The 25,997-nt window shown below is 59.7% G+C and carries 25 protein-coding genes; 11 read left to right on the top strand and 14 right to left on the bottom strand.

What is annotated here, in order from left to right; all coding sequences use genetic code 11:
* Positions 1-20: 20 nt before the first annotated feature.
* Together NZ705_01305 and aspS are read right to left on the bottom strand one after the other, a co-directional pair.
* The gene (locus NZ705_01305; GenBank protein MCS7291599.1) at positions 21-374 is read right to left on the bottom strand and encodes a DUF309 domain-containing protein; all 354 of its coding nucleotides are present in this window, start codon (positions 372-374) and stop codon (positions 21-23) included.
* 5 nt (positions 375-379) lie between these two features.
* A complete protein-coding gene (aspS, locus tag NZ705_01300; protein ID MCS7291598.1) occupies positions 380-2,164 on the bottom strand; it encodes an aspartate--tRNA ligase in 1,785 nt (594 codons plus the stop codon).
* Between the two features lie 89 nt (positions 2,165-2,253).
* On the opposite strand from aspS, the gene NZ705_01295 reads away from it, so the two are divergent.
* On the top strand, positions 2,254-3,072 hold the full coding sequence (locus NZ705_01295; protein ID MCS7291597.1) for a methyltransferase domain-containing protein: 819 nt from the start codon (positions 2,254-2,256) through the stop codon (positions 3,070-3,072).
* Between the two features lie 484 nt (positions 3,073-3,556).
* Here NZ705_01295 and priA read toward each other — a convergent pair whose 3' ends face one another.
* Positions 3,557-5,938 carry a primosomal protein N' gene (gene priA, locus NZ705_01290; protein ID MCS7291596.1) on the bottom strand — a complete coding sequence of 794 codons (2,382 nt, stop codon included), beginning with the start codon at positions 5,936-5,938 and terminating at the stop codon, positions 3,557-3,559.
* Complete coding sequence (gene gcvP / locus NZ705_01285; GenBank protein ID MCS7291595.1) at positions 5,919-8,774, bottom strand: aminomethyl-transferring glycine dehydrogenase; 2,856 nt, start codon at positions 8,772-8,774, stop codon at positions 5,919-5,921. The genes priA and gcvP overlap by 20 nt, the downstream gene beginning before the upstream one ends.
* Positions 8,775-8,854: 80 nt before the next feature.
* Here gcvP and NZ705_01280 point away from each other — a divergent pair, with 80 nt between their 5' ends.
* Positions 8,855-9,265 (top strand): VOC family protein, encoded by a 411-nt coding sequence (locus NZ705_01280; GenBank protein ID MCS7291594.1) that lies wholly within the window; start codon positions 8,855-8,857, stop codon positions 9,263-9,265.
* Here the strand turns inward: NZ705_01280 and NZ705_01275 are convergent.
* The 3 genes from NZ705_01275 to NZ705_01265 are packed head-to-tail and all read right to left on the bottom strand — an operon-like array spanning position 9,259 to position 12,017.
* Positions 9,259-9,753, bottom strand: a complete 495-nt coding sequence (locus NZ705_01275) for an isoprenylcysteine carboxylmethyltransferase family protein (GenBank protein MCS7291593.1) — start codon at positions 9,751-9,753, stop codon at positions 9,259-9,261. The two genes, NZ705_01280 and NZ705_01275, sit on opposite strands and share 7 nt — an antisense overlap.
* 28 nt (positions 9,754-9,781) lie before the next feature.
* Entirely contained in the window at positions 9,782-10,927 is a 1,146-nt protein-coding gene (locus tag NZ705_01270) for a hypothetical protein (protein ID MCS7291592.1), read from the bottom strand.
* A 7-nt stretch (positions 10,928-10,934) separates the two neighbouring features.
* Complete coding sequence (locus NZ705_01265) at positions 10,935-12,017, bottom strand: SPFH domain-containing protein (GenBank protein MCS7291591.1); 1,083 nt, start codon at positions 12,015-12,017, stop codon at positions 10,935-10,937.
* Between the two features lie 76 nt (positions 12,018-12,093).
* Here NZ705_01265 and NZ705_01260 point away from each other — a divergent pair, with 76 nt between their 5' ends.
* Complete coding sequence (locus NZ705_01260) at positions 12,094-12,693, top strand: GIY-YIG nuclease family protein (GenBank protein ID MCS7291590.1); 600 nt, start codon at positions 12,094-12,096, stop codon at positions 12,691-12,693.
* On the opposite strand, the gene NZ705_01255 is transcribed toward NZ705_01260, so the two are convergent.
* Positions 12,690-15,209: a mannose-1-phosphate guanyltransferase gene (locus NZ705_01255; protein MCS7291589.1), complete on the bottom strand. Its 2,520-nt coding sequence runs from the start codon at positions 15,207-15,209 to the stop codon at positions 12,690-12,692. The genes NZ705_01260 and NZ705_01255 overlap by 4 nt on opposite strands.
* Positions 15,210-15,307: 98 nt before the next feature.
* Here NZ705_01255 and NZ705_01250 point away from each other — a divergent pair, with 98 nt between their 5' ends.
* Positions 15,308-15,967 (top strand): class I SAM-dependent methyltransferase, encoded by a 660-nt coding sequence (locus NZ705_01250; protein ID MCS7291588.1) that lies wholly within the window; start codon positions 15,308-15,310, stop codon positions 15,965-15,967.
* A gap of 3 nt (positions 15,968-15,970) precedes the next feature.
* Positions 15,971-16,597, top strand: a complete 627-nt coding sequence (locus NZ705_01245; GenBank protein MCS7291587.1) for an energy-coupling factor ABC transporter ATP-binding protein — start codon at positions 15,971-15,973, stop codon at positions 16,595-16,597.
* Here NZ705_01245 and NZ705_01240 read toward each other — a convergent pair.
* Genes NZ705_01240 through NZ705_01230 form a run of 3 tightly spaced genes read right to left on the bottom strand, consistent with a single transcriptional unit; the run spans position 16,594 to position 18,584 of the window.
* The gene (locus NZ705_01240) at positions 16,594-17,610 is read right to left on the bottom strand and encodes a sulfate ABC transporter ATP-binding protein (protein ID MCS7291586.1); all 1,017 of its coding nucleotides are present in this window, start codon (positions 17,608-17,610) and stop codon (positions 16,594-16,596) included. The two genes, NZ705_01245 and NZ705_01240, sit on opposite strands and share 4 nt — an antisense overlap.
* A gap of 12 nt (positions 17,611-17,622) precedes the next feature.
* On the bottom strand, positions 17,623-18,180 hold the full coding sequence (locus NZ705_01235; GenBank protein ID MCS7291585.1) for an NIL domain-containing protein: 558 nt from the start codon (positions 18,178-18,180) through the stop codon (positions 17,623-17,625).
* A 41-nt stretch (positions 18,181-18,221) separates the two neighbouring features.
* Positions 18,222-18,584: a TSUP family transporter gene (locus tag NZ705_01230; protein MCS7291584.1), complete on the bottom strand. Its 363-nt coding sequence runs from the start codon at positions 18,582-18,584 to the stop codon at positions 18,222-18,224.
* A 147-nt stretch (positions 18,585-18,731) separates the two neighbouring features.
* Here NZ705_01230 and NZ705_01225 point away from each other — a divergent pair, with 147 nt between their 5' ends.
* From NZ705_01225 to NZ705_01210, 4 genes are all read left to right on the top strand, one after another.
* Positions 18,732-19,673: a hypothetical protein gene (locus NZ705_01225; protein ID MCS7291583.1), complete on the top strand. Its 942-nt coding sequence runs from the start codon at positions 18,732-18,734 to the stop codon at positions 19,671-19,673.
* A complete protein-coding gene (locus tag NZ705_01220; GenBank protein ID MCS7291582.1) occupies positions 19,649-20,194 on the top strand; it encodes a hypothetical protein in 546 nt (181 codons plus the stop codon). The genes NZ705_01225 and NZ705_01220 overlap by 25 nt, the downstream gene beginning before the upstream one ends.
* A gap of 444 nt (positions 20,195-20,638) precedes the next feature.
* Positions 20,639-20,908 carry a YciI family protein gene (locus NZ705_01215; protein ID MCS7291581.1) on the top strand — a complete coding sequence of 90 codons (270 nt, stop codon included), beginning with the start codon at positions 20,639-20,641 and terminating at the stop codon, positions 20,906-20,908.
* On the top strand, positions 20,890-21,891 hold the full coding sequence (locus NZ705_01210; GenBank protein ID MCS7291580.1) for a hypothetical protein: 1,002 nt from the start codon (positions 20,890-20,892) through the stop codon (positions 21,889-21,891). The genes NZ705_01215 and NZ705_01210 overlap by 19 nt, the downstream gene beginning before the upstream one ends.
* Here the strand turns inward: NZ705_01210 and NZ705_01205 are convergent.
* Both NZ705_01205 and NZ705_01200 read right to left on the bottom strand, forming a co-directional pair.
* Entirely contained in the window at positions 21,827-22,639 is an 813-nt protein-coding gene (locus NZ705_01205; protein ID MCS7291579.1) for a carbon-nitrogen hydrolase family protein, read from the bottom strand. The genes NZ705_01210 and NZ705_01205 overlap by 65 nt on opposite strands.
* 336 nt (positions 22,640-22,975) lie before the next feature.
* The gene (locus NZ705_01200; GenBank protein MCS7291578.1) at positions 22,976-23,377 is read right to left on the bottom strand and encodes a 4Fe-4S binding protein; all 402 of its coding nucleotides are present in this window, start codon (positions 23,375-23,377) and stop codon (positions 22,976-22,978) included.
* Positions 23,378-23,720: 343 nt separating this feature from the next.
* Between NZ705_01200 and NZ705_01195 the strand changes: the two genes are divergently transcribed.
* Positions 23,721-23,927, top strand: coding sequence for a hypothetical protein (locus tag NZ705_01195; protein ID MCS7291577.1), 207 nt, complete (start codon positions 23,721-23,723; stop codon positions 23,925-23,927).
* Positions 23,912-24,352, top strand: coding sequence for an STAS domain-containing protein (locus NZ705_01190; GenBank protein ID MCS7291576.1), 441 nt, complete (start codon positions 23,912-23,914; stop codon positions 24,350-24,352). Before NZ705_01195 ends, NZ705_01190 begins: the two co-directional genes overlap by 16 nt.
* Here the strand turns inward: NZ705_01190 and mutL are convergent.
* Positions 24,340-25,923, bottom strand: a complete 1,584-nt coding sequence (gene mutL / locus NZ705_01185; GenBank protein MCS7291575.1) for a DNA mismatch repair endonuclease MutL — start codon at positions 25,921-25,923, stop codon at positions 24,340-24,342. The genes NZ705_01190 and mutL overlap by 13 nt on opposite strands.
* Positions 25,924-25,997: the final 74 nt, after the last annotated feature.

Here is a 25,997-nt window from a genome sequence, read left to right as displayed (position 1 = left end):
GCTAATTGTAACACATTTTCTCACGATAGGCGGGGCAAGGTCAGGGTGAAAGCAGGGGGTGTCGCCGGTGCCTGTTGCAGGGCCTCCAGCAGGGTCTGCGCTTGGGCGATCAACGCCGCAAAGTCCCATTCTGCCGGTAACTCGGGACAACGGCGCAAGCGGGTCAATCCTTCCCCCAGCAGCAGCGTAGCGCCCCGGAGATTGCCCTGACGGTGGTGATACCCAGCGACGGCGATTTGCAGGAGTCCCTGGTAGAGCGTGCGATGCGGTTCACTGGCCTCGTGCCACAGGGCTTCGAGGGTGTCGTGACAGGCGTAGTACTCCCCTTGGTTAAACTGCTCAACCGCTAGGGCAAAGGCGGGGGGCACTTCCATTGAGGTTAGGCGTCCTGGGGCAACTCAAACCGGACGTGCAGCTCTTGCAACTGTTCGGGAGCGACAGGCGCGGGCGCATTGGTGAGCAAATCCCGCGCCTGCTGGGTCTTGGGAAAGGCCATCACCTCCCGAATCGAATCTGCTCCCGCTAGCAGCATCACCCAGCGGTCCAAGCCGTAGGCAATGCCCCCGTGCGGCGGCGCGCCGTACTCCAAGGCCTCCAGCAAGAAACCAAACTTCTCCTCGTACTCGGCGGGCGTTAACCCGATGAGCTGAAAGATTTTTTCTTGGATCGGGCGCTGGTAGTTGCGCAGGCTGCCGCCGCCAAGTTCTGTACCGTTCCACACCAGGTCGTAGGCCAAAGCGCGCGCCCGCTCTAAATGCTCCACATCGTCGGGGTGGGGCGCCGTAAACGGGTGATGGAGCGCTTCGTAGCGCTGCTCGTCGGGATTCCACTCCACCAGGGGAAAATCCACCACCCACACCAGAGCAATGGCGTCGGGGTCCATGAGCTGAAACTCTTGCCCCAGGTGTTGTCGCAGGTGGTCCAGCGATTTATTCACCACCGGTGCCGGTCCCGCCCCAAACAGGAGCAAATCTCCCGGTCGGGCCTGGGTGCGCTCCAGCAGGGCTTGTTTTTGGGTGTCTGTGAGGTGGTCCTTTATCGCGCCAATGGTGTCCAGTTCGTAGCCCTCGCGCACCCGGATATAGGCCAGACCTTTCGCTCCCGCCTCCGTCACGAGCCGGAACAGGTCACCTCCGGGTTTGATGCGCACGTTGGCAATGGTCTGGGCCTGGGTTGCCGGCACCGGCAGGACTTTGACGATGCCCCCGCTTTGCACCGCTTCCCGAAACACCCGAAACCCGCAGTCAGCCAGCACATCCGAAACGTCCACCAGGCGCAAGTCAAACCGCGTATCAGGGCGGTCGGTGCCGTATTGGTCGAGTGCCTGCTGGTAGGTCAAGCGGGGAAACGGACGCGGCAACTGGATGCCCTTGATTTTGTAGAGCACGTGACACACCAGCTCCTCGTTCAACCGGAGCATGTCCTCGAGGGACACAAAACTCAACTCCATATCGAGCTGGGTGAATTCCGGCTGGCGGTCTGCGCGCAAATCCTCATCCCGAAAACAGCGAGCGATCTGGTAATAGCGGTCGCAGCCGGAGACCATGAGCAATTGCTTGAACAGTTGGGGGGATTGGGGCAGGGCATAACACTGGCCGGGATAAATGCGTGACGGCACCAGGTAATCCCGCGCGCCTTCCGGCGTCGAACGGGTGAGCATGGGGGTTTCCACCTCCAAGAACCCCAGTTGGTCTTCGAGGTAGCGGCGGATGCATTGCACCACCCGGTGACGCAGGCGCAGGTTTTGCTGGAGCTTGTCCCCCCGCAGCGCCAGGTAGCGATATTTCAGGCGTAGTTCCTCCCGCACCGGTTCACTCCCGCTCACGGCAAAGGGCAAGGCGCGGGTGACCGGATTGAGAATTTGCAGTTCCGTGGCGTAAATCTCAATAGCGCCGGTGGCAAGCCGGGGATTTTCTGAGCCGGGCGGTCGCTGGCTGACGGTTCCCTTGACCTGCACCACCGATTCCAGGCGCAACTGCTGGGCCAGGGGATAGGACTGGGGCGTGCGCTCCGGGTCGCTGACAATCTGGACGCGCCCGCTGTAATCCCGCAGGTCAAAAAAGATGACGCCCCCGTGGTCGCGGCAATGTTCGACCCAGCCGCACAGTTGCACCGTCTGGCCGATTTCAGCAGCCCCCAGTTGCCCACAGAGATGACTGCGCATGCCCAACGCCCAAAAGTGCTTTTTTATAGTATCCCTTTGGGCGCCCTGTTGGGCTACAATCGGGCGGGATGTTAAACGTAACACGACTTATGAACGACGCCCTCGCCCGCATGTATCGCTACCGTTTGCCCTTTTTACAGGGGGAATTGGCCGGTTTGCCGGAGCGACTGACGCTGGCGGATCTGCGGGGTCTGGACCACTACCACTACTGCGGCACGAGCGCTATTGACCACGCTATCGAACGGCTGGGGATCACCGCGCAATCCCACGTGCTGGACATCGGGGCAGGCGTCGGCGGCACGGCGCGTTACCTCGCTGAGCGGGTGGGGTGTCAGGTCACCGGTTTAGAGCTGCAACCCTGTCTGTGCCAGATGGCCGTTGAACTCACCGAGCGCACCGGCTTGGCCGACCGAGTCCGGTTTCTGCAGGGCGATGTTCTCCAGGGCGTGCCGGGACAGTACGATGCTTGGCTCTCGCTGCTGGTTTTTCTGCACATCCCCGACCGTCACCGCTTGTTTGCCCAGTGTGCGGCGGTGTTGAAACCCGGCGGGCGTTTTTACATCGAAGACTACGTGCAACTGCAACCCCTAACGCCCCGTGAGCGCGAGACCCTAGCCCAAATGGTCGCCTGTCCCACCTTACCCACCCTCGAGCAGTACCAAACCCATTTGCAGCAGGCCGGCTTTGCCCAGATTGCCTGGGAAAACGTCACCCCCCTATGGCGCGATTGGGTGCAACAGCGGTATGTCGCCTTTCAGGCGCAGCAAAACCACTACCGTCAAAAACACGGCGACGAACTAGTGGAGAGCTATTTAGCCTTTTACCAAGCGGTTGCCGAGCTTTTTGCAGGGGGCAATGTGGGTGGTGTCCGCATATGGGGACGGCGAAATGACAGCGAGGCCACTTGAGAAAAACAAGAACGGGGCTGTACCGTTCCTAAAACCATGGACATTTCTCCACAGGCTGCTGGGCGAACGGCTCTCCCAACAACTTCCCCCGCCGCCAGCGGGAGCGGAGCGTGCCGGAGTTTCGCCGGCAAGTCACTGTTGCACTCAGACCACGCACTCGGGGTGGTAGGTGGCCGACCATCCCTAACCGGCGGTCGCTAGAGACAGTCCCGACACAGTGACTGCAGTACAACTGCCGCTAATACCTGGGTAAGAAGCAGCCACAACCTCCACACATGCTTGCCCCGATTCCTCACGGGTAGGGGAAGGTGCCGTGGAGACTGTGCCAAGCAGAACTTGGCAGGCTGGCTTCTCACCTGGGCACAATACCATGATGGCCAAAGCCACAATTGTCTGTCCAGCTGCCTAGAACGGATGTTCATTTCTGGCTATGAGAGTGTATAAAGCGTTCAACAGTTGCCTACCCTGTACCCCAAGCTTCCAGCTACAGCAATTCCCAAGGGTCCACGTCTATCAGTAACTGCACATCTTGGGGGCATAGGCGGTGCAAGGGGCGCAAATCAGGCCAGGGAGTTTCTTCTGCCGTTTGTTTCAACAGCAACTGCCAGCGATAGCGATTGGCCACACGGGGGATAAACGCCGGCGCAGGGCCGATACACTCCCAGGGACCTGCTTGCAACTGGACGGCCAACCGTTCGGCTGTGTGTTGCACGCGATGCGCGTCCAGCCCACTAAAGCGCAACAGCACCAAGCGGCCCCAAGGGGGATAGCCCAACTCCTGGCGCTGCTGCAATTCCCGGCGCATCAGCCCTGCATAGTCATACGCTCGCACCGCTTGCAGCACGGGATGGTCAGGGTTGTAGGTCTGGATAATGACTTCGCCTGGTTGGTCACCCCGGCCTGCACGTCCCGCCACTTGCAAAAACGTTTGGGCTGCCCGTTCTTGCGCTCGAAAGTCCGCCAGGTGTAACAGTCCATCGGCAGCTAACACCACCACCAGCGTCACCTGCGGCAAATCTAGGCCCTTGGTCAACATCTGCGTTCCCACCAGCACGTCGGCATCCCCTGCTTGAAATTGCGTCAGAATGTCCCGGTGCGCGCCCTTGGTACTGGTGCTGTCCCGGTCGTAACGCAACACCCGCCATCGGGGCCAGAGCCGCTGGAGTTCCTGCACCACCCGCTGCGTCCCACAGCCAAAGTGTTTGAAATAGGGTGACCCGCAGGCTGGACAGCGCTGGGGCAATCCCTGGCGCCAGTTGCAGTAGTGGCAATACAGCAGGGGGATTTGTTCGGGATGCTCCTGGTGATAGGTCATGGACACGTCACAGCGGGGACATTCCAGGACGTAACCGCAGGCGCGACAGGACACAAAGGTGCTATGACCCCGGCGTGGAACGAATATCATCACCTGTTCGCCCCGTGACACCCGCTCGACCAGCTTCTGCTGCACCAGCCGGCTAAAGAGCGAAAAATTGTGCTGGGCCAACTCCGTGCGCATATCCACCAGGTGAATCGGCGGCAAGGGACGGGGGGGAATCCGCTCCGGCAGAACCAGGTAATTCGCACTTCCCCCCAAGCGATGCCACGTCTCAGCGCTAGGGGTGGCCGAACCTAGCACTATCGGACAGTGGGCCATTTGCGCTCGCCACCGCGCCACTGTCTGGGCGTGATAACAGGGCGCCATTTGGCTTTGCTTGAAACTGGCATCGTGCTCTTCGTCCAACACCACCAGGCCCAACTGGGGCAAGGGGGCAAACACGGCTGAGCGCGTGCCAATCACGACGGTGGCTTCTCCTTGCCAGATGGCCCGCCACGTGTCGTAGCGCTCCCCCGCCGATAGCCCGCTGTGATAGACCCACACCTGCGCTCCCAACCGCGCCCGGAACCGGTCGGTTACCTGGGGCGTTAGACCAATTTCTGGCAACAACACCAGCGCTTGCCGGCCCCGGCGAATCACTTCAGTAATCGCCTGCAAATACACCTCCGTCTTGCCGGAACCCGTGACCCCGTGCAGCAGGATTTCGGTGTAGGCACCGGCGTCAATCGCTCGTAGGATGTGGTCAACGGCCTTTCGTTGTGCCAGTGTCAGGTGACGGGGTTGGTCAGGAGCCACTACTTGCATTTCCCGCCGTAACCAGGGCCGTTTATCCAGGGCAATCACACCCAATTCCGCCAGTTTCCGCAGCGTGGTCGTGCTGGTTTTTGCCTGCTGCTGGACGTCTGTCAGCCACGCTTCACCCCCCTGGTGCCGCAGCCAAGCCACCACCCGTTTTTGCGCCGGGGTCAAGGGGGTTGAGCTTTCGCCTATCAACGTCACGCAGGTGCGGTACTGGGTCTGGGGCGACGGTGGAAAGGTGCAGTAGGACGTAATCACACCCTTTTTGGTCAACTCCCGCAGAGCGCTCTGGCAACCGGGCGCCTGTTGCTCTATGTACCGGCGGCTGTAATCCCCGCTCCCCTGGCGCAGGAGTTCCCACACTTGGTGCGCCCTTTTAGATAGATGGGCCGGTATCTCGGTAGTCGCTAGCCGGATACGGGTTTGACTGCGCCGGAACACCCCAGGGGGCAAAGCCAAGCGCCAGACCGATGCCAGGGACACCTGGTAGTAATCGGCAACTTTTTGCAACAAAGGCGCGTAATCCGGCGGAAACAACTGGCGATGTACGACGGCTGTAACCGGTTTCACTTGGGCGGGCGGCAATGCCGGCGGCAATTCGTTTAGCCAACCCAGCACCAGCCCCAAAACTGTCCGGGCCCCCACCGGGACTTGCACCACGTCTCCCGGCAGGGCGTCTGCGGCTGCGTAAGTAAGCACCTCCGCTGTGCCCGGAACGTCCACCAGGACTTCAACCCAGGGAGAACTCATCCACTGATGGGCAACTACAGACCAGATGGCGGTCTCCGTAGGCGTTGTCAATGCGGGCCACCGGCGGCCAGAACTTGGACGTGCGTAATCTCGGCACCGGATACGCCGCCTGTTCCCGGCTGTAGGGATGCGTCCAGTGGTCGGTGATCAAGACTTCGGCCGGGTGCGGCGCATTCTTGAGCAGGTTGTCCTTGGGGTCTGCTTCCCCCCGGGCAATCGCCATCGCCTCGTGATAGATGCCAATCATGGCCTCGCAAAACCGGTCCAGTTCCGCTAAGGATTCGCTTTCGGTAGGTTCCACCATCATCGTCCCTGCCACCGGCCAGGACACCGTCGGTGCATGGAACCCATAGTCCATCAAGCGCTTGGCCACATCTTCAACGTCCACGCCGGTTTGGGCCTTCAAGGGGCGCAGGTCCAGGATGCACTCGTGGGCTACCCAGCCGTTTTTACCGCGATAGAGCACGGGGAAATAGGGGTCGAGTCGCTGGGCAATGTAATTGGCGTTGAGAATCGCCACCCGCGTCGCCTGGGTCAATCCGTCCGCCCCCATCATGGCGATATACATCCAGGAAATGGGCAAGATACTGGCGCTACTCCAGGGGGCCGCCGCCACCGTCCCAATGCTCTGGGAACCACCGGTGGGAATCACCGGATGCGTCGGCAAGAAATCCCGCAGGTGCGCTGCCACCGCAATCGGGCCCATCCCTGGTCCACCGCCTCCGTGGGGAATGCAAAACGTCTTGTGCAAATTCACATGACACACATCGAAGCCCAGCTCGCCCGGACGACACAAGCCTACCAGCGCGTTCAAATTCGCCCCGTCTAAGTACACTTGCCCGCCGTAGTGATGGACGATCTCGCATAACTCCTGCACGCCGGTTTCAAACACCCCATGGGTGGATGGGTAGGTCAGCATCAGGGCCGCCAGTTGGTCGGCATACTGTTCGGCTTTGCGGCGCAAATCATCAATATCCACATTTCCCTGCTGGTCACAGGCTACCGGCACCACCTGCAAACCCGCCATCACCGCGCTGGCCGGATTCGTCCCATGAGCTGACTGGGGAATCAAACACACCCGCCGTTGGGCTTCACCGCGCTGCTGGTGGTACTTGCGAATGACCAGCAACCCCGTCAGTTCCCCCTGCGAGCCGGCGTTGGGTTGAAACGACACCCCCGGCAACCCCGTGATGTCCGCCAGCCAGGCCGCCAGCTCCTGAAACAACTGCTGGTATCCCTGCGTTTGTTCCAAGGGCGCAAACGGATGAATTTGATTCCATTCCGGCCAGGAAATGGGCAGCATTTCACTGGTGGCATTCAGCTTCATCGTGCAGGACCCCAGGGGCATCATCGCTGTAGTCAAGGACAAATCCCGCCGCTCCAGCCGGCACACGTACCGTAAAAATTCCGTTTCCGAGTGGTATTGATGAAAGACGGGTTGCCGCAGAAATGCATCAGTGCGTCTCCAACCAGCCAAGTCATCAGTGGTCGTTTGCGCCTTCAGCATCTCTAACTGCAAGGGCGACGCTGGTTGACTGCTCAACAGCCTCAGCAATTGCTGCACATCGGCCCAGGTGGTGGTTTCGTCCAGGCTGATGCCCACGCCCTCCGGATAAAACCAATTCAGATTGATCTGGGCCTCCGCAAAACGCCGTTGCAGGGCATCCCGCTGTTCAGGGTGGAGTTCGAGAAACACCGTGTCAAAGAAAACCGGCGACCGCAGCCGATAGCCCAATTGTTTGCACCCGATGGCCAGCACTCGTGCCTTCTGATGGATGTCTTCAGCAATACGTTTCAGTCCCTCCGGCCCGTGATAGACCGCGTACATGCTTGCGACCACTGCTAGCAACACCTGCGCCGTGCAGATATTGCTCGTGGCCCGTTCTCGCCGGATGTGTTGCTCTCGCGTTTGCAGCGCCAATCGCAAGGCAGGCCGTCCTTGCCGGTCCTTAGACAAGCCCACAATTCGCCCTGGCACCAGCCGCTTGTACAGCTCCCGCGTGGCGAAGTAAGCCGCGTGCGGTCCCCCATACCCCAAGGGCACCCCTAACCGTTGCGTACTCCCAATCGCGATGTCCACGCCCCAAGCACCCGGCGGTTTCAGCAACACCAAGCTCAGAATATCCGCCGCCATAACTGTGAGCGCTCCCACCGCCTTGGCTTGGGCAACCACTGCTTCTGGGTTCACCAGCGCCCCGTAACAGTTGGGCGATTGCCACAGACACCCACAGGTGGTGTCGTCCAAAGCGAACTGGTTTAAGGGAGCGATGCGCAGGTTGATGCCTAAAGCTTCGGCGCGGGTTTGGAGCACCGCCAGCGTCTGGGGCCAGCAGTGAGCATCCACCCAAAACGTCCGGCGCTGTTGCTGGTGAGCCTGGTAGCACAAAAACATGGCTTCCGCCGCCGCCGTCGCCTCATCCAGCAACGACGCATTGGCAATTTCCAACCCCGTCAGTTCCGTAATCAAGGTCTGGAAATTAAACAGCGCTTCCAGCCGTCCCTGGGCAATCTCCGCTTGGTAGGGGGTGTAAGCCGTGTACCAGCCTGGATTTTCCAAGATGTTGCGCTGAATAACCGGCGGCGTAATGCACCCGTAGTACCCCATGCCCTGGTAACTCTTCCACACCTGGTTGCGCTGGGCCATGCGTTTCAGGGTCGCCAGTGCTTCGTACTCCGTTTGGGCAGGCGGAATCTGCAATGGCGTGGTCGTGCGCAGGGTCGCCGGCATGGCCTGGTCTATCAACTCGTCCAGGCTCTGACAGCCCAAAAAGCGCAACATAGCTGCTTGCTCGTCCGGCGTCGGGCCGATGTGACGCGCTAAAAACGTATCCGTCATGGGTCATGGGGAGTCACATTCCCTTCCACCCTAGCGCAGGCGCCCCTAAACTGGTGTACATGGATAACTTCTGCGGCGCAATGGCAATTGCAGGACAGTATCATCACGTAGCGATTCGGACGGGCGACATTCACCGGGCTATTGCGTTTTATGAAGCCTTGGGGTTTCAGGTCACGGAGCGCTTCACGGCGGGCATCACGCTGGCTTGCTGGCTCGAAGGACTCGGAACCCGTCTGGAACTAATGCAGGTGCCCATTCCCCGACCTGCGCCTGATGCCTTTGGCGATGAACATTACGTGGGCTATTACCACCTGTCATTGCTGGTGCCGGATGTAGGGCAATGTTTGGCGCAACTAGAGCAGCGATTGGGAACCGCACCGGCGATCTTGTTACCCCCGACGGAGCAGCAAATTGGCTCGCACCGGTATCGCGTGGCCTTTATTCAGGACGCTGACGGCTTGCCGATTGAACTGATGTCGCCGCTTCAGTAGAGACCAGGAATCAGTTTTTTCACCTGCTGGCGGCAGGTCTCGTACTCAGGGAATTTAGCTGTCAACCATGCCTCTTCCTGGGCGGCCTTGCGGTCGAAAAACAGGAACAACACGCCTGTGCCCAGCAGGTGCGTCCAACTAGCTCGCCAAACTGCATAGGCCAACGCCAGGAAAATCACGCTGCTGTAGATGGGATGGCGCACCCAGCGATAAACGCCCGTCGTTACCAATTGCCCACCTTCCTTCGGCTGGGGCAAAGGCGTCAGATTTTCTCCCAATTGCCAGATGCCAGCGCTCCCCAAGACGGCGGCGATGCTTCCCAACACCGCAGCCCCACCCCAGCGCAACGGTTGCGGAAACGGCTCGATGCGTCCCACCGGCAACAGGAGAAACCCCACGCTCACCACTGCTTGACCAATCACCCAGTATTCACCCCGTTGATTGCGCCACCAGTCTGGACCAAAGCCCCATTCCGCTAACCTGTGCATCTCATCCCATCGTGCGTTTGTCCCAATTCTAGTAGGGCGAAGGTTGTTCTTGGCGCGGCGGTGGGGGTTGGTTTTGCGATTCCGCCATTTGCACCGCCCATATCCCAATACCCAACGCCAGCAAGGCCCCGAGAATCGCCAGCAATACTTTCCACACACTGATGGGACGGTCGCCAAAGATGCGTCCCGTGATACCGCAGCCCATCACCTGGTACGTGCGTCCCCGGTAGCGGTAACTGAACAACCACACGGGCAACAGGATGTGCTTGAAGGTAATGGCGTCGTAACTGGTTCGCTTCTCCAGAATGCGTTGCTCGTCCCTGCCAATATCGCTGCAGATGTCGGATTCAATGACGCGGTCCATCTTTTCCTTGGCTCGCTCCCACGCTTGCACTGGCGTCACCTGATAGCGCTCGACCTGATAACCCGCCAGATAGCGGTCGTCGTAGGGTTTCAGGGCACTGGCAGAATAGCCCAGCTCCAGCAGACGCTCTAGCCGTTGCACCGGTACGGATTGCGTGGCCGCCACCAGCACGTCATCAAAAAACCGTTCCACCCAACCGCTCGTTCTGTACCAGCGCGTGTGTCGAACTTCACGGGTTTGCCAGTTGCCTTCGCTGTCCTGGTAGCGCTCGGTGGTGTAGTAGTATTCCCCCCGCTCGCCCCTGTAAAACGTGCGCGTCTGGCTGTCAAACGTCCAGAAGGGCAAATAAATCCCCTGGATGCTCTCCGGTTCCGCCAGTTTTTTCAGGTCATTCGGTGCAAACCAGTTTTTCCCCAGCCATTGCAACAGCCGTTGAAACATGGGTTGCCGAGCCACTGCAAAAGGAATCACCGCCTGGGGCGCGACCACCGGACTGGCCGACTTGGGTTGCACGTTCAAATGGGTGCCGCAAAATGCACAGCGATCTGCTACCCGAGTAGGGTCAAAGGTCGTCACTGCGCCGCAACTGGGACATTGGATTTCCTGGGCTGCGAGCGTCACTTGCGGTTGAGCCGACCAGTTGCGGAGTTCCCGGTAGGCGTGCTCGGTGATTTCCGCCTGCACCGTTTCCACTTCCCCTTGCCAGCCGCAATAGGTGCATTGGAGTTTCTGGGCGTCCGGTGCGAACTCCAACCCCTTCGCGCCACATTGGGGGCAACTCAGGGATGCAGGTGTCGCGGTGGATGACATCGCTCATTCACGCCGGCGGCGGTGGGGGCGGCATCTGGGAGAAACGACTGGCCAATTCGGGAACTTCAGCCGCTTTGACCCACCCTGACATGCCTGCTCTCCACACGTAGGTATCGGGTGTCAATCCCTGTTGCAGCAACTGCTCTAGGGAAAATGGCCCAAAGGTCTGACCATTGCGGGACAAATGCCACTGGGCAACCGTAGGTGGGGGCGGCGGTTGGGGGACATTCTGGGGCTGTAAATTCTGAGCAATCTGCTGTCCCATCGCCAGGCCCATGCCCCAATCCACGGCTGGGTGACTACTACCAGGTTTTTGCGCCATGGTCTCTATCGCATTGGCCGCCTGGAACTGGGCGTACTGCTGCATATTCCCCAGAATCCCCATCGAAGCTCGCTTGTCCAGCACCTTTTCCACTTCCGGCGGCAGGGAAATGTTTTCGATTAGCAACTGGGTTAACTCAATCCCCCAGCGCTCCAAATCTGGTTGAATTTCCGCGCGAATTTTATTGCCCAAATCCCGATATTGCGCCGCCAAATCCAGCACCGGAATCTGACTACGCCCCAACCACGACGCAAAGCTGGAAACAATCTCATTGCGAATTTGATTGCTAATTTCATCCACCTGGAACAGACCATCAGTGCTCACCAATTGCTCCAGCATTTTGCGGGGGTCGGTAATGCGCATGGCATAGGTCCCAAACGCTCGCACCCGCACTGGCCCAAAGTCCGCATCCCGCAGCGTGATGGGGTTTTGCGTCCCCCATTTCAAATTCGTGAAGTTGCGGGTGCTAAAGAAATAAACCTCGGCTTTGAAGGGGGAATTAAATCCGTGGGGCCAGGCTTTGAGCGTGCTTAAGATAGGCAAATTGCGGGTGTAAAGCTCATACGTCCCTTCGGAAAATACATCGGCAACTTGGCCTTCGTTGACAAACACCGCCATCTGGCCAGGCCGGACTATCAACTTGGCACCCTGTTTGATTTCGTTATTGAAGCGCTCGAACCGATAGACCAAGGTGGTATTAGTCTTGTCCAGCCACTCAATAACGTCAATAAATTGCCCGCGAAAAACGTTGAAGACTAACAACGCCATTGCCCCATCCCCCAGTCCCCGAGCTACTTGGCCAAGCTTACTTTACTATACCATAAGGCCCAAGGTGGGAATGACCATGACCAAACCTGAGCAAATCAACCTATTTGATGGACAGCAATGGCGGGCGATGAGCGCTCCCGGGGTTTATCGCACGGGTCTGCCCCCGCTGGACTGGTCGCTGGAACAATTACAGGATTGGAAGCAGGCCATTATCCGTTATCAACAGAACCAAACTGTTTTCATTCAGGGCGATTTCTGGACGCAGCACACGAGTGCGACCTTGCCTTTGATTGACCCCTTTACACTGGGTAGTGAAAGCGACCGTTTTTTCCGTTTCCCCAGCCGTTTTCATCAAGGCGACCCCTGCATTTATTTCGTCCTAGACCGGGCAGCGCCCCTGATTCTGTATATCGGCGAGACGGTGAATAGTCGTCAACGCTGGCAAGGACATCACGATTGCAAGACGTATTTGCGCCACTACTTGAACGCTCACCGGCGCTACGGATTGACCACCCAAATTTGCTGGACCTTTTATTGGGAAGTGCCCTGGCAAACCCGCCCCCGCAAGCAACTGGAACAAGCCCTGATCCAGCAGTGGTTGCCCCCCTTTAACCAAGAAAGCTGGTCGCGGTGGGGAGCGCCTTGGCGAATTCATTATCAGGCGACGCGGGACTAGGCGTGGTGTTGTTCCATGAATTGCTGCAACCGCTGGCGATATTCCTGGCCCCAATGGGTCACCCATTCCCGCTCTAAACCGTTGACCACAAAGTGCAGTTGGGGTTCGGTGGCGTCGGGGAGAAATAACACCCAATGATCCGGGTCGTAACCCTGGGGAAAAATGCGCACGCCGTCGGTTAAATCCAGCAGGTCAGGCGTGTGGGTTTCCACCAGATGACGCATCCAGGCCCCCTTCAACCGCCACGGACAATGAATGGTTTGGGATTTCCAAAACACCTGGGGCAAATGGGCGTTGATTTGGGCGAGCGACCGCTCCTGGACGGTGAGCAATTCCAGCAATTTGGCGGTGGTGAACATGGCGTCAAATCCAGGGTGCAATTGCGGAAAGATAAAGCCCAATTCGCCGCTGCCAGCACACAAAATGCGCGGTTTTTCTTGACAGGTACGCATCAGGGCCGTCGGGTTGGCTTTGGTGCGAATGACGTGGCCTTCGTGGTAACGAGCAATTTGCTCAACAAGACTGCTGGTGGTCACCGGCACGGCCACCATGCCCCGGGGTTGTCCCGCTAGCACGAGTTCCATCACCACTGCCGTCAACCGCGACCCCTGGATGGCTTGGCCCGTTTCATCCACCAGCACCAGCCGCTCCCCGTTGGCCCAAATCTGCACCCCCAGCTGCGCCCGCACCGCTTCCACCACGCGCCCCAATTGCTGGAGTGACGCTTCCCGTTCCTCGGCGGTCAGGGGCGTTTGTCGCAAACTGGCGTTGAGCACCAGGGGGTCGCACCCGTACCGCACCAGCAGTTCCGGCAGGATGGCCCCCGAAACCCCGTGCGCGTAGTCCACCACCACCTTGGCCCGCGATTGCCGGATGGCCTCCACCTGGAGTTGCCCCTCAAAGGCGTCGCAGTACAGGTCCACCACCCGCGCCGGAATCACCATATCGCCAATATCCGCTAGCGCCGCCCGCCGAAACTCCTCCCGCACCAGGGTGGCTTCGATTTTTTTCTCCAGCGCCGGTGGAATGTTCAGCCCCTGGGCATCCAAAAACTCAATCAACACATGACCAGGGTGGTCGGGGTCCAGCCGCACGTGGATGCCTCCCTCGACGTGGGATGTCCGGGCCACCAGGCGGCTGATGGGGATGGCGGTCGCCTCCAGGTTTTGCACCTGTACCCCCACCGACATCAACCCGGCAATCACCGAGCGGGAAATCATCCGAGAAACCTTGCGCTGGTCGCGGGAGACCTGGACGTTGGCCCCTGGCGGTAAACAGGACCCAAACGCGGCTCCTAACCGCATCGCCAGTTCAGGGGTAATGTCCACATTGGCCAGGCCGGAGACACCCCGCACGCCAAACAGATGCCGTCGCGCCCCCGTGCCCCAGATGAGATTGGTGTTGACGGTGGCCCCTGGCTCGATGTACTTGCCCGGCCAAACCCGGCAGCGTTCCTGCACCAAGGCTTCTTCCCCGACCTGGCACAGATGCCCCAGCACTGCTCCTTCCAGTACCTGCGCGCGCGGCCCGATGCGACTGCCCCGCCCCACTACACAGGCCCGCAGGTGACTTTCTTCCCCCACCATCACGCCGTTGAGCACAATGGCCCGCTTCAAGTCCGCCTGGGCTTCGACAATCACGTTGTCGCCAATCACAGTCCCCGGCCCCAAGCGCACCCCTGGCCCCAGGCGGCAGTTGTGCCCAATCAGCACTGGCGCTTCCCAGGTCACCGACGGGTCCAGGCGCACCTGTTCCCCCAGCCACAAGCCGTTTTGCACTTGCCGGTACGCTGGCGACAAATGCACCTTGCCGGTGAGCGCATCCCACTGCACCTGGCGGTAGCGGTCCAGATTGCCCACGTCGCACCAGTACCCTTTGGCCACAAACCCGTACACCGGTTCCCCTTGGGCCAGCAAATAGGGCAGCACGTCCTGGGCAAAGTCAGCGGGCTGGTCAGGGGCCAGGTAGGTGAGCGCCTCCGGTTCCACAATGTAAGCGCCGATGTTCACGGTGTCGGAAAAGACTTCCCCCGGCGTTGGTTTTTCCAGCAAGCGCACAATCCGCCCCTCGCTGTCGGTAATCACCACCCCAAATTCGGCTGGGTCCGGGACATGGGTGAGCATGACCGTGAGTTTGGCGCCCCGTTGCCGGTGAAAATGAATGGCCGCCTGCAAATTGATGTCCGTAATCACATCGCCGCTGACCACTACAAAGGTTTCCGGCAGCAGAGACAAAACCTGGCGCACTGACCCCGCCGTACCCAGGGGACGCAGTTCCTCCACCGCGTAGGACAAGCGCACGCCCCAGTCGCGGCCATCCTGAAAATAGGACTGCACCGTATCCGGCAAGTAGTGCAATGTGACGATGCATTCCGTTAGACCGTGCCCCCGCAACCAGGCCAGCGTGTGCTCCAAAATGGGGCGATTCAATACCGGCAGCAAGGGCTTGGGGAGATCACAGGTCAACGGCCGCAAGCGCGTCCCAGCCCCGCCCGCCATCAACACCGCCCGGATCATGCCACAGCTCCCCCTTTTCTCCCCATTATCACCAGCCCCACCGTCGCCGATGGCCTAAACTGAGAAATGTGAAGTTATGTGACAGGTCGTACACAGTCATGACAGCCCCCGTTCTGACGCCTGACCAGCGGCGCAAGTTGGATGAGCGCGACGATGCCCTGTTCTACCAGATGCCCCGGTTGGTGACCCACGTTGATGACGGGTTTATCCAGCAATTGACGCAACTGTACCGAGAGCGCCTGACGCCGGGGGGCTGCATTCTCGACCTGATGAGCAGTTGGGTGTCCCACTTGCCGCCGGAGATGGACTTTGCTGAAGTGGTGGGGCATGGGATGAACGCCGAAGAACTGGCCCGCAACCCCCGCCTGACTCGCTATTTTGTCCAGAATTTAAACCGGGACCTGCGATTGCCCCTAGCTGACCACAGCTTTGATGCTGTGCTGAACGCAGTCTCGGTGCAGTATTTGCAGTACCCAGAAGCCATCTTTGCCGAAATCCATCGCGTGCTGAAGCCCGGCGGCATCGCCATCGTCAGTTTTTCCAACCGGATGTTTTATCAAAAGGCCATCCAAGCCTGGCGGGATGCCACCGACGAGATGCGTATTGAACTGGTGAAACGCTATTTTCAAGCAGTGCCCGGTTTTGGCGAGATAGAAGTGATTGCCCGCCGACCTGTCTCCGTCAACCTGGCCCTGGCGTGGCTGGGTCTGGGTGCAGGCGACCCGTTCTACGCGGTATTGGCCCGCAAGGTGGGTTAGGTCATGTTGTCGCTGGTCAACGTCACCTATCACCCGCCGGCCAGTCCGCACCCCATCCTACAGCAGATCAACCTGACAGTGCCGGCCCCGTCGTTGACTTTGATTGTGGGTCCCAGCGGTGCGGGGAAAACCACATTGTTGGAACTGGTGGCGGGTTTGGCGGCGCCCACCCAGGGGCATATCCGCTGGCGGGACCAAGCGCTGAAGCCCCAGGATTTGCAGATGGTGGCAGGACTAGTGTTTCAGTTTCCCGAGCGTCATTTTTGCGGGCTGACGGTGCTGGAAGAGTTGCGCTTGGGTCACCCGGAACTCACGTTTGACCAGGTGCAGCAGGTGCTGGAAACGGTGCATCTGACCGATGTGCCCTGGCATCAACCGCCCCATCTGCTCAGCGGGGGTCAGCAACGCCGGTTGGCCCTGGCCGTGCAATTGATTCGCCAGCCCTACCTGTTACTCCTGGATGAACCCCTGGCGGGTCTGGACTGGTCCATGCGCCGACAGGTGCTGCAGTTGCTTCAGGAGTTGAAACAGCAGTGGTCGTTGCTAGTGGTGAGTCACGACACGCGGGAACTCAGCGCCATGGCTGACCAGGTGTGGCGATTGGAGCGCGGGACGCTGGTGGCCCCCTAAATGGAGTAGTTCAGGGGAAAACACCGCGCCTCGCGGGGCCGCACGTACACCTGCTGGTGGGGTTGCAACTGGAGTTGGGCAAACCGCTGCCGGTCAATCTGGGCCATCAGAGTCTGACCGTCTTCCAGGGTCAATTCCAGGCGCACTTCTGGCCCCAGGTGCAACAGCCGTTGAATGCGGGCGGGGGTATGGGCTTCCTCGGGATTTGTACTAATAATGATGTCATGGGGACGCAAAAACGCCTGGCCGTGTCCCACATCTAGCCCCTGGCGCTGGAGCAGCCCGGCGTTTCCTGGTAGGACATTCACCGGCCCGATAAAGCTCATCACAAAGGGCGTTGCCGGATGGTCGTAAATTTCGGCGGGCGTGCCCACCTGTTCCACGCGGCCCTTGTGAATCACCACGATCTGGTCCGACAGTTCCATCGCCTCTTCCTGGTCGTGGGTGACAAACACGGTGGTGACATGCATTTCGTCGTGCAACCGCCGCAGCCATGCCCGCAGTTCCTGGCGCACCCGCGCATCCAACGCCCCAAACGGTTCATCAAGCAGCAACACCTGGGGTTCGACCGCCAGCGCCCGCGCCAAGGCCACCCGTTGCCGCTGTCCACCGGAGAGTTGGTGGGGGTAGCGGTCCCCTAGGCCCTGCAATTGCACCAGTTCCAGGAGCGTTTCCACCCGCTGTTTGATGCGCTGCTTGGGCACCTTGCGCACCTCCAGCCCAAAGGCAATGTTTTGCCGCACCGTCATGTGCTTAAACAGGGCGTAGTGCTGAAACACAAACCCAATGTTGCGCTCTTGCACCTGGCGATGGGTGGCGTCTTGGCCCGTCAGCCAGATTTTGCCCGTATCCGGCGTTTCCAACCCGGCAATCAAGCGCAATAGGGTAGATTTGCCCGACCCCGACGGCCCCAGCAGTGCCACCAGCGACCCGGTGGGAATGGTCAGACTCACGTCATCCACCGCCAGGAAATTGCCAAACCGCTTGGACACGTGCTCCACGACAATCCCCATCGCCGTCGCTCCCTACACCGACCAATCCACTTGGTTATCGGCTTGCCAGACTTGGATGCCCCGCTGGCGCAAGTAGTCCAGCCCCTGGGCAATCTGCTCGGCGGTTCCCTGCACCTCCAGGTCAAACCAACCATCGTCCTCGCGACTGGGACTGAGCAATCCCCCCCGCAGGTTCACCACCAACCCGTACCCGGAAACCAGGCCCGATAGGATGGGCACATCGCAGGCCGCCTTGGGAATCCGCACGTGGATATGGGTGCGTTGAACCGCTGTGGTGGCTGGTGGCATGACGGGGGTGGGCACGGTCATTTCTGGTGCATCGGCAATGGGGGAAAGGTTAATCAACTCCCACTGGCGCTCCTGCATCACCGCCAGGCAGCGTTCCAAAGCTGTTTCCGCGCCGTAGAGTTCCAAATCCAGCCAGGCTTCCGCTTGGTTTTGCGGGTCGAATAACGCACCCCGGATGTTCACCGTCACCCCGTACTGGGTAATCAACTGGGACAACACCGGTTCATCCTGACCGCCCGCCGGCACCCGCACCCGCACCGTTACCCGTTTGGCTTGCGTCATCCTGGGCCTCCCCCCGTCGGTCACCAGCTTCATTATCGTGCTCATCGCCACAGCAAATAGCGCAATCCCACCAGCAGCAAAAATCCCCCGTACAGCTTTTTCATCATCTCGCTGGTGATAAACGGCTGATTGGCCAGCACTGCTCCCAGTCCATTGCCCAGGAGCAAGCCCACCACCATAATCACGGCGGCCCGCAGGTCCAAATTGCCGCTGCGGTGATACACCCAAGCCCCCACTAACCCAATTGGCAATACCTGCGCTGCCAGGGACGTTCCGGTTGCCACCTTCTGGTCAAATCCCAGTCCTAGTACCAGCGCCGGCACCATAATCGCGCCCCCGCCAATGCCAAACATGCCCCCCGCCAAACCCGCAATCAGTCCCACCGTCAACAACGGCCCAATCAACGCCCTTCCCCCACAATACTACAGTAAGTTTATCGGATTTAGTGACAATTTAGGCAAGAACAGGCAAGGTCTGGAAGAAATCCCAAACGCTGGTTTGTTCACCCCGGTTGCTTGTTAGAATCGCCGGTATCAGCTTATTTTAAGGTCATGCTGCAGCCCGGGGACATTCAGATCAAGGCCGACTCGCGCAATGCCGTCACGGGCGACCGGCTCACCACGGTGTTGCTCACGCGGTTTCCCTACACCCTGATCCAGGAATTGGCCACCCACCGGCTGCTGCGGCAAGGGAGCGTGGTGGAAGTGTTGGGCGACACGAATCCCTTTACCGAGTGGGCAAGCCGTTCCAGTGGTTCCACGCGGGCCATTCCCGTTGAGCGCGTCATCCAGCGCATCCTAGACGACCCTTTTATCCCACGCTTCAGCCGCCACCAGAAGGGGATGCAGGGCGTAGAAGTGGATGACCCAGAGTTTCAGGCAGAAAATGAACGGGTGTGGCGGGCGGCGATGGAGCAAAACATTGCCCTGGCGCGGCAACTGGCGGCCCAGGGGGTGCATAAACAGCATGTCAATGACCTGCTCAAGCCGTTTCTGCGCATCCCCATCTTGATCACCGCCACCGAGTGGGATAACTTTTTTTACCTGCGCACCGACAAGCCCTGTCGCCCAGAGTTTCGGGAGTGGGCCATCGGGATACAGCAGGCAATCCAGGCGTCGCAACCGCAGGTGCTGCAACCAGGGGAGTGGCATATTCCCTTTGGCGACCAGATGCCGGCGGGACTGTCGCTGGCGGAGCAGTTGCAAGTGGCAGTGGCCCGGTGCGCTCGGCTGTCCTATGCCACCCACGACGGCAAGCGGGACGTGCAGGAAGATGTCCGGCTCTACCACCAATTGCTCCAGGATGGGCACATGGGACCCTTTGAGCACTGTGCAATGGCCGTGAGCGACTATCTCACCACGCCCCAGAAAATTCCCTGCTATGCCTATGCGCCGGGGTGCGATACGCCGGTGTTCACGCGCAACTTCCGGGGCTTTTACAGCTACCGGGCGATGGTGGAAGATCAACAATGGCCGTTGACGTTGCGAGCGTGAGAACGATGGTGCTCACCGACCAGGAATTGAACCAACTGTGTCAAGGCACACCGCCGCTGGTCACCCCCTTTGACCCGACCTTGATTAACCCAGCATCCATTGATATTCGCATCGGCACGTCGGCGCTGGTGGAGCAGGACAATGGCGAGCAAATGCCCCTGGACTTAAGTCCTTACAACGTGCATCAACCCTACATCCTGGAACCCCAAACCTGGCTGCTGGTGGCGTCGCTGGAAGTGTTCCATATTCCCGAGTTCACTGCAGGCGAAGTGCGCTTGAAGTCATCGCGGGCGCGAGAAGGGTTTGATTTGTCCCTGGCGCTGTGGCTGGACCCTGGCTGGCATGGCTCCTGCTTGACGATGGCGCTGCGCAATGCGACCCGCTTCCGGCGCTTGGGGATTTATCCGGGGATGAAAATGGCCCAGGTGATTTTGCACCGGCTGTCGAACCGTCCTCAGCGCAGTTATGCCGAGACAGGACGCTATAATCTTGACCGGCAAGTGCAGGGGTCCAAGGGTTAGCAACTGTTGAACTCTTTATGCACTTTTGTAGCCAGAGATGAACATCTGTCATGAGGGGCTGGACAAACAACAAGGGCTTTGGTTACAACGATAGCGTGCCTAGGTGAGAAGCCAGCCTGCCAAGCTCTCCTTGGCACAATATCCACGGCACCTTCCCCTACCCGTGAGGAATCGGGGCAAGCATGTGTGGATGTTGTGGCTGCTTTTCACCCAAGCACTAGCGGCGGTTGTACCGCAGTCGCTGTGTCGGAATTGTCTCCAGCCACCACCAGTTGGAGATAGCCGACCACCTTACCGCCCGAGAGCGCGGTTTGCGTGCAACAGTGACTTGTCGGTGAGACTCCGGCACGCTCCGCTCCCGTCGGCGGCGGGAGAAGTTGTTGGGAATACCGTTTGCCCAGCAGCCTGTGGAGAATTGTCCATGGTTTTAGGAACGGTTAGAAAATGGCGAAGTTTGTGGTCATGGGCCACTACTGCGAAGACGTGCTACAGCGGCGGGAACCTTACCGGCAAGCCCATTTGGACGGTCTGGCACGACAAAAAGCCCAGGGGGTGCTAATTACCATTGGCCCGACCCAGGACCTGCGGCGGTTTTTCGGGATTTACGAAGCCGAGTCGGCGGAACAGGTGCGGGCGCTGATTGAACAAGACCCCTACTGGCAAAACGGCATCTGGACGGATTACGAGGTGATTCCGTGGATTCAGGCCATCTGAGGGCGCTGCAGGAACGGTCGTGGTGCAAGTTCATTAGCGGGGCCAGTTTTGAAGACACGGCGGTCATTGAACCCCTGAGCTGGGTGTTTGCTCTGGCGGGTGTCCATTGCATTGACGTGGCGGCGGACCCAGCGGTGGTGCAGGCGGCCTATCGAGGTATCCAGCGGGCGAATGTGCCCCATCCCCCCTGGCTGATGGTGAGCCTCAACGACGACAGCGACCCCCATTTTCGCAAGGCTCACTTTGACCCGGCGCTCTGTCCTTCGGATTGCCCCCGCCCCTGTGAACGGGTATGTCCGGTACAAGCGATTAGCCCAGCGGGTGTGGCAACTCCCTTGTGCTATGGCTGTGGTCGTTGTTTAGACATTTGCCCCTATGGGTTGATTCACGCCCGGACTTATGTGCATCGCCCCGAAGCGGTAGTGGCTCTCCTGCAGAGCCAACCGGTGGCGGCCCTGGAAATTCACACCCAAGTGGGGCACGAAACAAGTTTTGCCCATCTGTGGAGTGTCCTGCGCCCCTGGGTATCGCGCTTGCAGGTGCTGGCAATCAGTTGCCAAGACCACGAGCAAGTGATTCCCTATCTGTGGCGGCTGTACCACCTCATCACGCCGTTGCCCTGTCCCTTGATCTGGCAAGCGGATGGACGGCCCATGAGCGGCGATATTGGGGCGGGCACCACTTGGGCCACTATTCGTCTGGCGCAAAAGCTATTGCAGGAAGGACCGCCGGGGTTTGTGCAGTTGGCCGGAGGCACCAATCAGGCGACGTGGCCACTAGTGCAACGCTTGGGTTTGCCGGTGCATGGCGTCGCCTACGGGAGTTATGCCCGCAAGTTGCTACAACCCTACCTACCCCACCTGGACGACCCCCAAACCCTGCATGCCGCTGTGAGTGCTGCCCAAACGCTCCTGCCTGCTAAAACACCCGGTGCTGGAGACTGGGCATCTGCCGCCGCACCTGAGCTAAACGTTCCGGGTTGATTTCCGCCATCGCCAGTCCCGGCTGGTCGCCCGCATCGGCTAAGACCACGCCCCAGGGGTCCACGATCATGGCATGGCCGTGGGTTTGCCGCCGGGGATAGTGCCATCCCACCTGGGCCGGCGCTAGGACGTAGCAGGTGTTTTCAATCGCCCGCGCCTGCAGCAGCACCTGCCAGTGGTCCTTGCCCGTGTAGGCTGTAAACGCCGCCGGGATAAACAAAATTTCTGCCCCCACCTTCGCCAAATGCCGGTAGAGTTCGGGGAAACGCACGTCATAGCAGATGGATAAACCGATGGCACCTAAATCGGGCTGGTGATACACCGGGGGGAGCTGGGCACCAGCAACCACGGTGCGGGACTCCTGGTAGGTGTTGCCGTCCGGGAGATTCACGTCAAATAAATGCACCTTGTCATAGGCGACGGCAATTTCTCCTTCAGGCGTTATGACCAGCGCCCGGTTGTACACCCGGTGGTTATCTGCCGGTACGGGCATCCCCCCCGCCAGTAGCGTCACTTGGAACCGCTGGGCCAGGGTGCGCAGACACCGTTCCGCCGCCGTCGCAATCTGGGACGCTTGGGTGGCTTTTTGCTGCTCGTCCCCCATGAAGGCGAAGTTCTCCGGCAGGCCAATCAGGACGGCACCCCGCCGGCAAGCCAATTCCACCAAATCGGTCAACTGATTCAGGTTCTGTTCAACATCCGGCCCACTGGTCATCTGCAGGGCAGCCGCCAGGTAGGAGTGCCTCATGAGTCAGGGGGATGCACAGCCATATCCTGGGGTCACCCTTAGGTATGCCGCAGTTTCCGAATCAGCTCCCGCAGCACATCGGTCTTGGTACGACCTTTGGCGGCGCAGTAACTCTCCAGCTTCATGAGCTCCTGGTTGGGCAAGCGAATGGTCAGGACACGATCCGAAGGAGGTTTCGTTCTAGGCATAGCCAAAAGCACCGATGAACGACTCTGACAGGGGAGCTTAGTTCTGGAATCTGCGACAAAGTTGTAGCGGTAGCAAAGTACCCTGATCAGGTATTAAACTACGTTTCGCGGTAGTTGGCAAGCACTTGGACAGGGGTCAGGAAGGGGGTTACAGGTCGGTGGTAATCGCCGCTACGGGGCACGCCGGGATGCATTGCTCGCAGACAATGCAGCGACTCCGCGTAAAGGTCAACCGGAAGTGCCGGTCCAGGTCCAGGGCCTGGGTGGGACACACGCCCGTACACAACCCACAGTCAATGCACTTGTCCGTATCAATGAGAATCTCTCGGCTGCTCTGGGCGACTTCGATGCCGTTGTCCTTGAGCCACTCCAGCGCCGCCGCCATTTGGTCCATGTCCCCCGATAGCTCGACCACCAGCTTGCCCACTTGGTTGGGGGCCACCTGCGCCCGGATGATATTCGCCGCAATGTTGAAGTCCTTCGCCAGCCGGTAGGTAATGGGCATTTGCACCATCTGGCGGGGAAAGGTCAGGGTGACCCGTTGTTTCATAGGGACGCAGCGCTGAGGTTTGCCTTCAGTATAACGACGGGTTAGAAACTGCTGAACTATTGATGCACTTTTGTAGCCAGAGATGAATATCTGTCAACGAAGCCGAGCGATGGGACAAGCGACAAGGGATTTGGTTTAGAGTATAGCCAAGCCATCTATGGTTGTCAGCCCTTGAGTCCCAGAGCACGGCCCCGCCTTTGGGTTTTCTCTCCTCTTTCTGACAAACTAAAGCAGCTTAGCTGTAGCTTTGTGCTCGGGTGAGAAGCCAGCCTGCCAAAGTCACAGCTCCTTTGCGCAGTGTCCACGGCACCTTCCCCTACCCGTGAGAAATCGGGGTAAGCATGTGTGGACGTTGTGGTTGCTTTTCACCCAGGTGCTAGCGGCGGTCGTAGCGCAATTGTTGTGTCGTGTGAGTCTCCGGCCACCTGACCATCCGCGAGCCTGGTTTGCGTGCGACAGCAACTTGCCGGTGGGATTCCGTTGGCGGCGGGAGAAGTCGTTGGGAATGCCGTTTGCCCAGCAGCCTGTGGAGAAATGTCCATCGCTTTAGGAACGGTTGGGCTGGGCAGGGAGATGGTCTATGCTGGGAAAGCAGTGATGGATGCCTGTCCCGTGGACGTTGTGATTCTCACGCCCACCACCCAAGAACCCTACGGCGAGACCCTGCTGACCTTGCCCATCACCCGTTTCGACAGCACCCAGGTGGCCCATTTCAAAGCGCAGTACGAGCAGGAGATTGCCGGGCGAGCGTGCCACGTGGGCATTGACCTATCGCGGGTGGAATTCCTTGACAGCGCTGGCTTGGGGGCACTCGTTGCCTGTCATAAGCATGCGCGACAATTTGGCGGCCAGGTAGGTCTAATTGCTCCACGTCCGCTGGTGTTCAACCTGCTGGCAATGGTCTCCCTAGACAAAATCCTGCCCATCTACGCCAGTGTGGACGATTTCACCAGCAGCGTCGCTCAAATCCCGTAACTTTTGCCGATCACCCAGTGCCGCCGGAAAAACCGGGCCAGTTGCCCTTCCGCCAAGGTGAGACAAATCGGGCGACCGTGAGGACAGGTGCGGGGATGGCGTGTCGCTTGCCATTGCTCCAACAGCGTTTGCATCTGGGGCAGGGTCAAGGGCGTGCCGTTGCGGATAGCGCTGCGACAGGCCAGGTCCACCGTGGCTTGCTCCCGGTCGATGCATTGGCTCAACGTCACCAGTGCTGCTGTCCACTCCTCGGGACGCTCAGCCAACACCTGGGGAATCTGGCGCACCGCCCATTGCTGGGGGCCAAAGGGTTCGGGGGCCAGGCCGTAGGCGGTCAACCGCTCCACCTGCTCCGGCGTCAGTTGCGTGAGAATCACCGGACTGTCCAGGGCCAAAAGCTGCCATCCCTGCTGCAATTGTTCGTACAAGACCCGCTCGTGGGCAATGTGCTGCTCCACCAGCCACAAGCCGGTCGCGTGCTCAGCCACGATGTAGGTGCGATGGAGCTGGGCCAGGGCCTTAACCGTGGGACGGGCGCTATAGCGGGGACTGGTTTCGGCGACCTGCATGAGCTTTTTCACACGCGGGTAATCGGTTTTCACTGGTGGCGTCGCCTGTAAACACACATCGCACAGGCGCAGGAGCCGCGCTTGCCACTGTTCCAGGTGCTGGAGATGAATTTGGGTTTTGGCGGGGTGACGGTGCCAGTCCACCTCCTCCGGCGGCACGCGCAGGTGGGCAAACAACACAGGAAAGCGCCCTCGGGGCAACAAGCGCTGAAAATGCTGGATAATGGCAGTGCTTAGTTCTGGTAGCTCGACACAGCGGCCATTGACCGCCAGCCAAATCCGGTCAGGGCGAGGACGGTGGTACTGGTCCGGCAACGCCAAGGCCAGCTCGATGCCATCGTCCTGTTCCCAGCGAAGAAGGCCAGGGAGCAGTTGGGGCCATATCTGGCTCAAGCGGTCGGTTAACGCGCCTGGCCAGAGACACCAAGTTTTGCTAGGCGTTTCAATGCGCCAGGTTGTGTGCGGGTGACACAGCGCCGCCTGCTGGACCCAAAGCTGGATGTGCCGCAACTGCTGGGGCCAACTGGGCAGCGCTTGCTGGCGCTGAGGCCAATCGGCAAACAGGTCTCTCACAGTCACCACCGTTCCTGGCGCCAGCGGCACCACCTGTTGATGTTGCACATACCCTTGGTGGTCGTACTGCACCTGCCACCCCTGAGCCGCACTGGCGCAGCGACTGGCAATGGCCAAGCGGGCCAATTGCGCCAGACTATAGAGCGCCTGGCCGCGAAAGCCGAGCGTGCGAATCTGGTTGAAGTCCTGCGCCGCTTGAATCTTGCTCGTGGTGTAGGGGCGCGCCGCCAGGGTGAGCATCTCCAGCGTCATGCCCTGGCCGTTGTCTGCCAAGCGAATCTGCTCCGGTTCCAGCCGTAGATGCAGGTGGGTCGCCCCAGCATCCAACGCATTTTCCACTAACTCTCGCACCACTGCCACTGGCGAATCAATGACCTCCCCGGCAGCCATGCGTTGGACCAATTCCGGCGGCAGATGGTAAAGCGTCATCCTCCGCAAAACACCCCTACCTTTCCCACTTTATCCCTCCCCAAAACCGACCAGTGATCACGAGCTGATACCTG

This window comes from Gloeomargarita sp. SKYB120, from assembly GCA_025062155.1.
Classification (GTDB): Bacteria; Cyanobacteriota; Cyanobacteriia; order Gloeomargaritales; family Gloeomargaritaceae; genus Gloeomargarita.
Note: the sequence above shows the minus strand (reverse complement) of the source record. Positions and strands in the feature narration are given on the sequence as shown.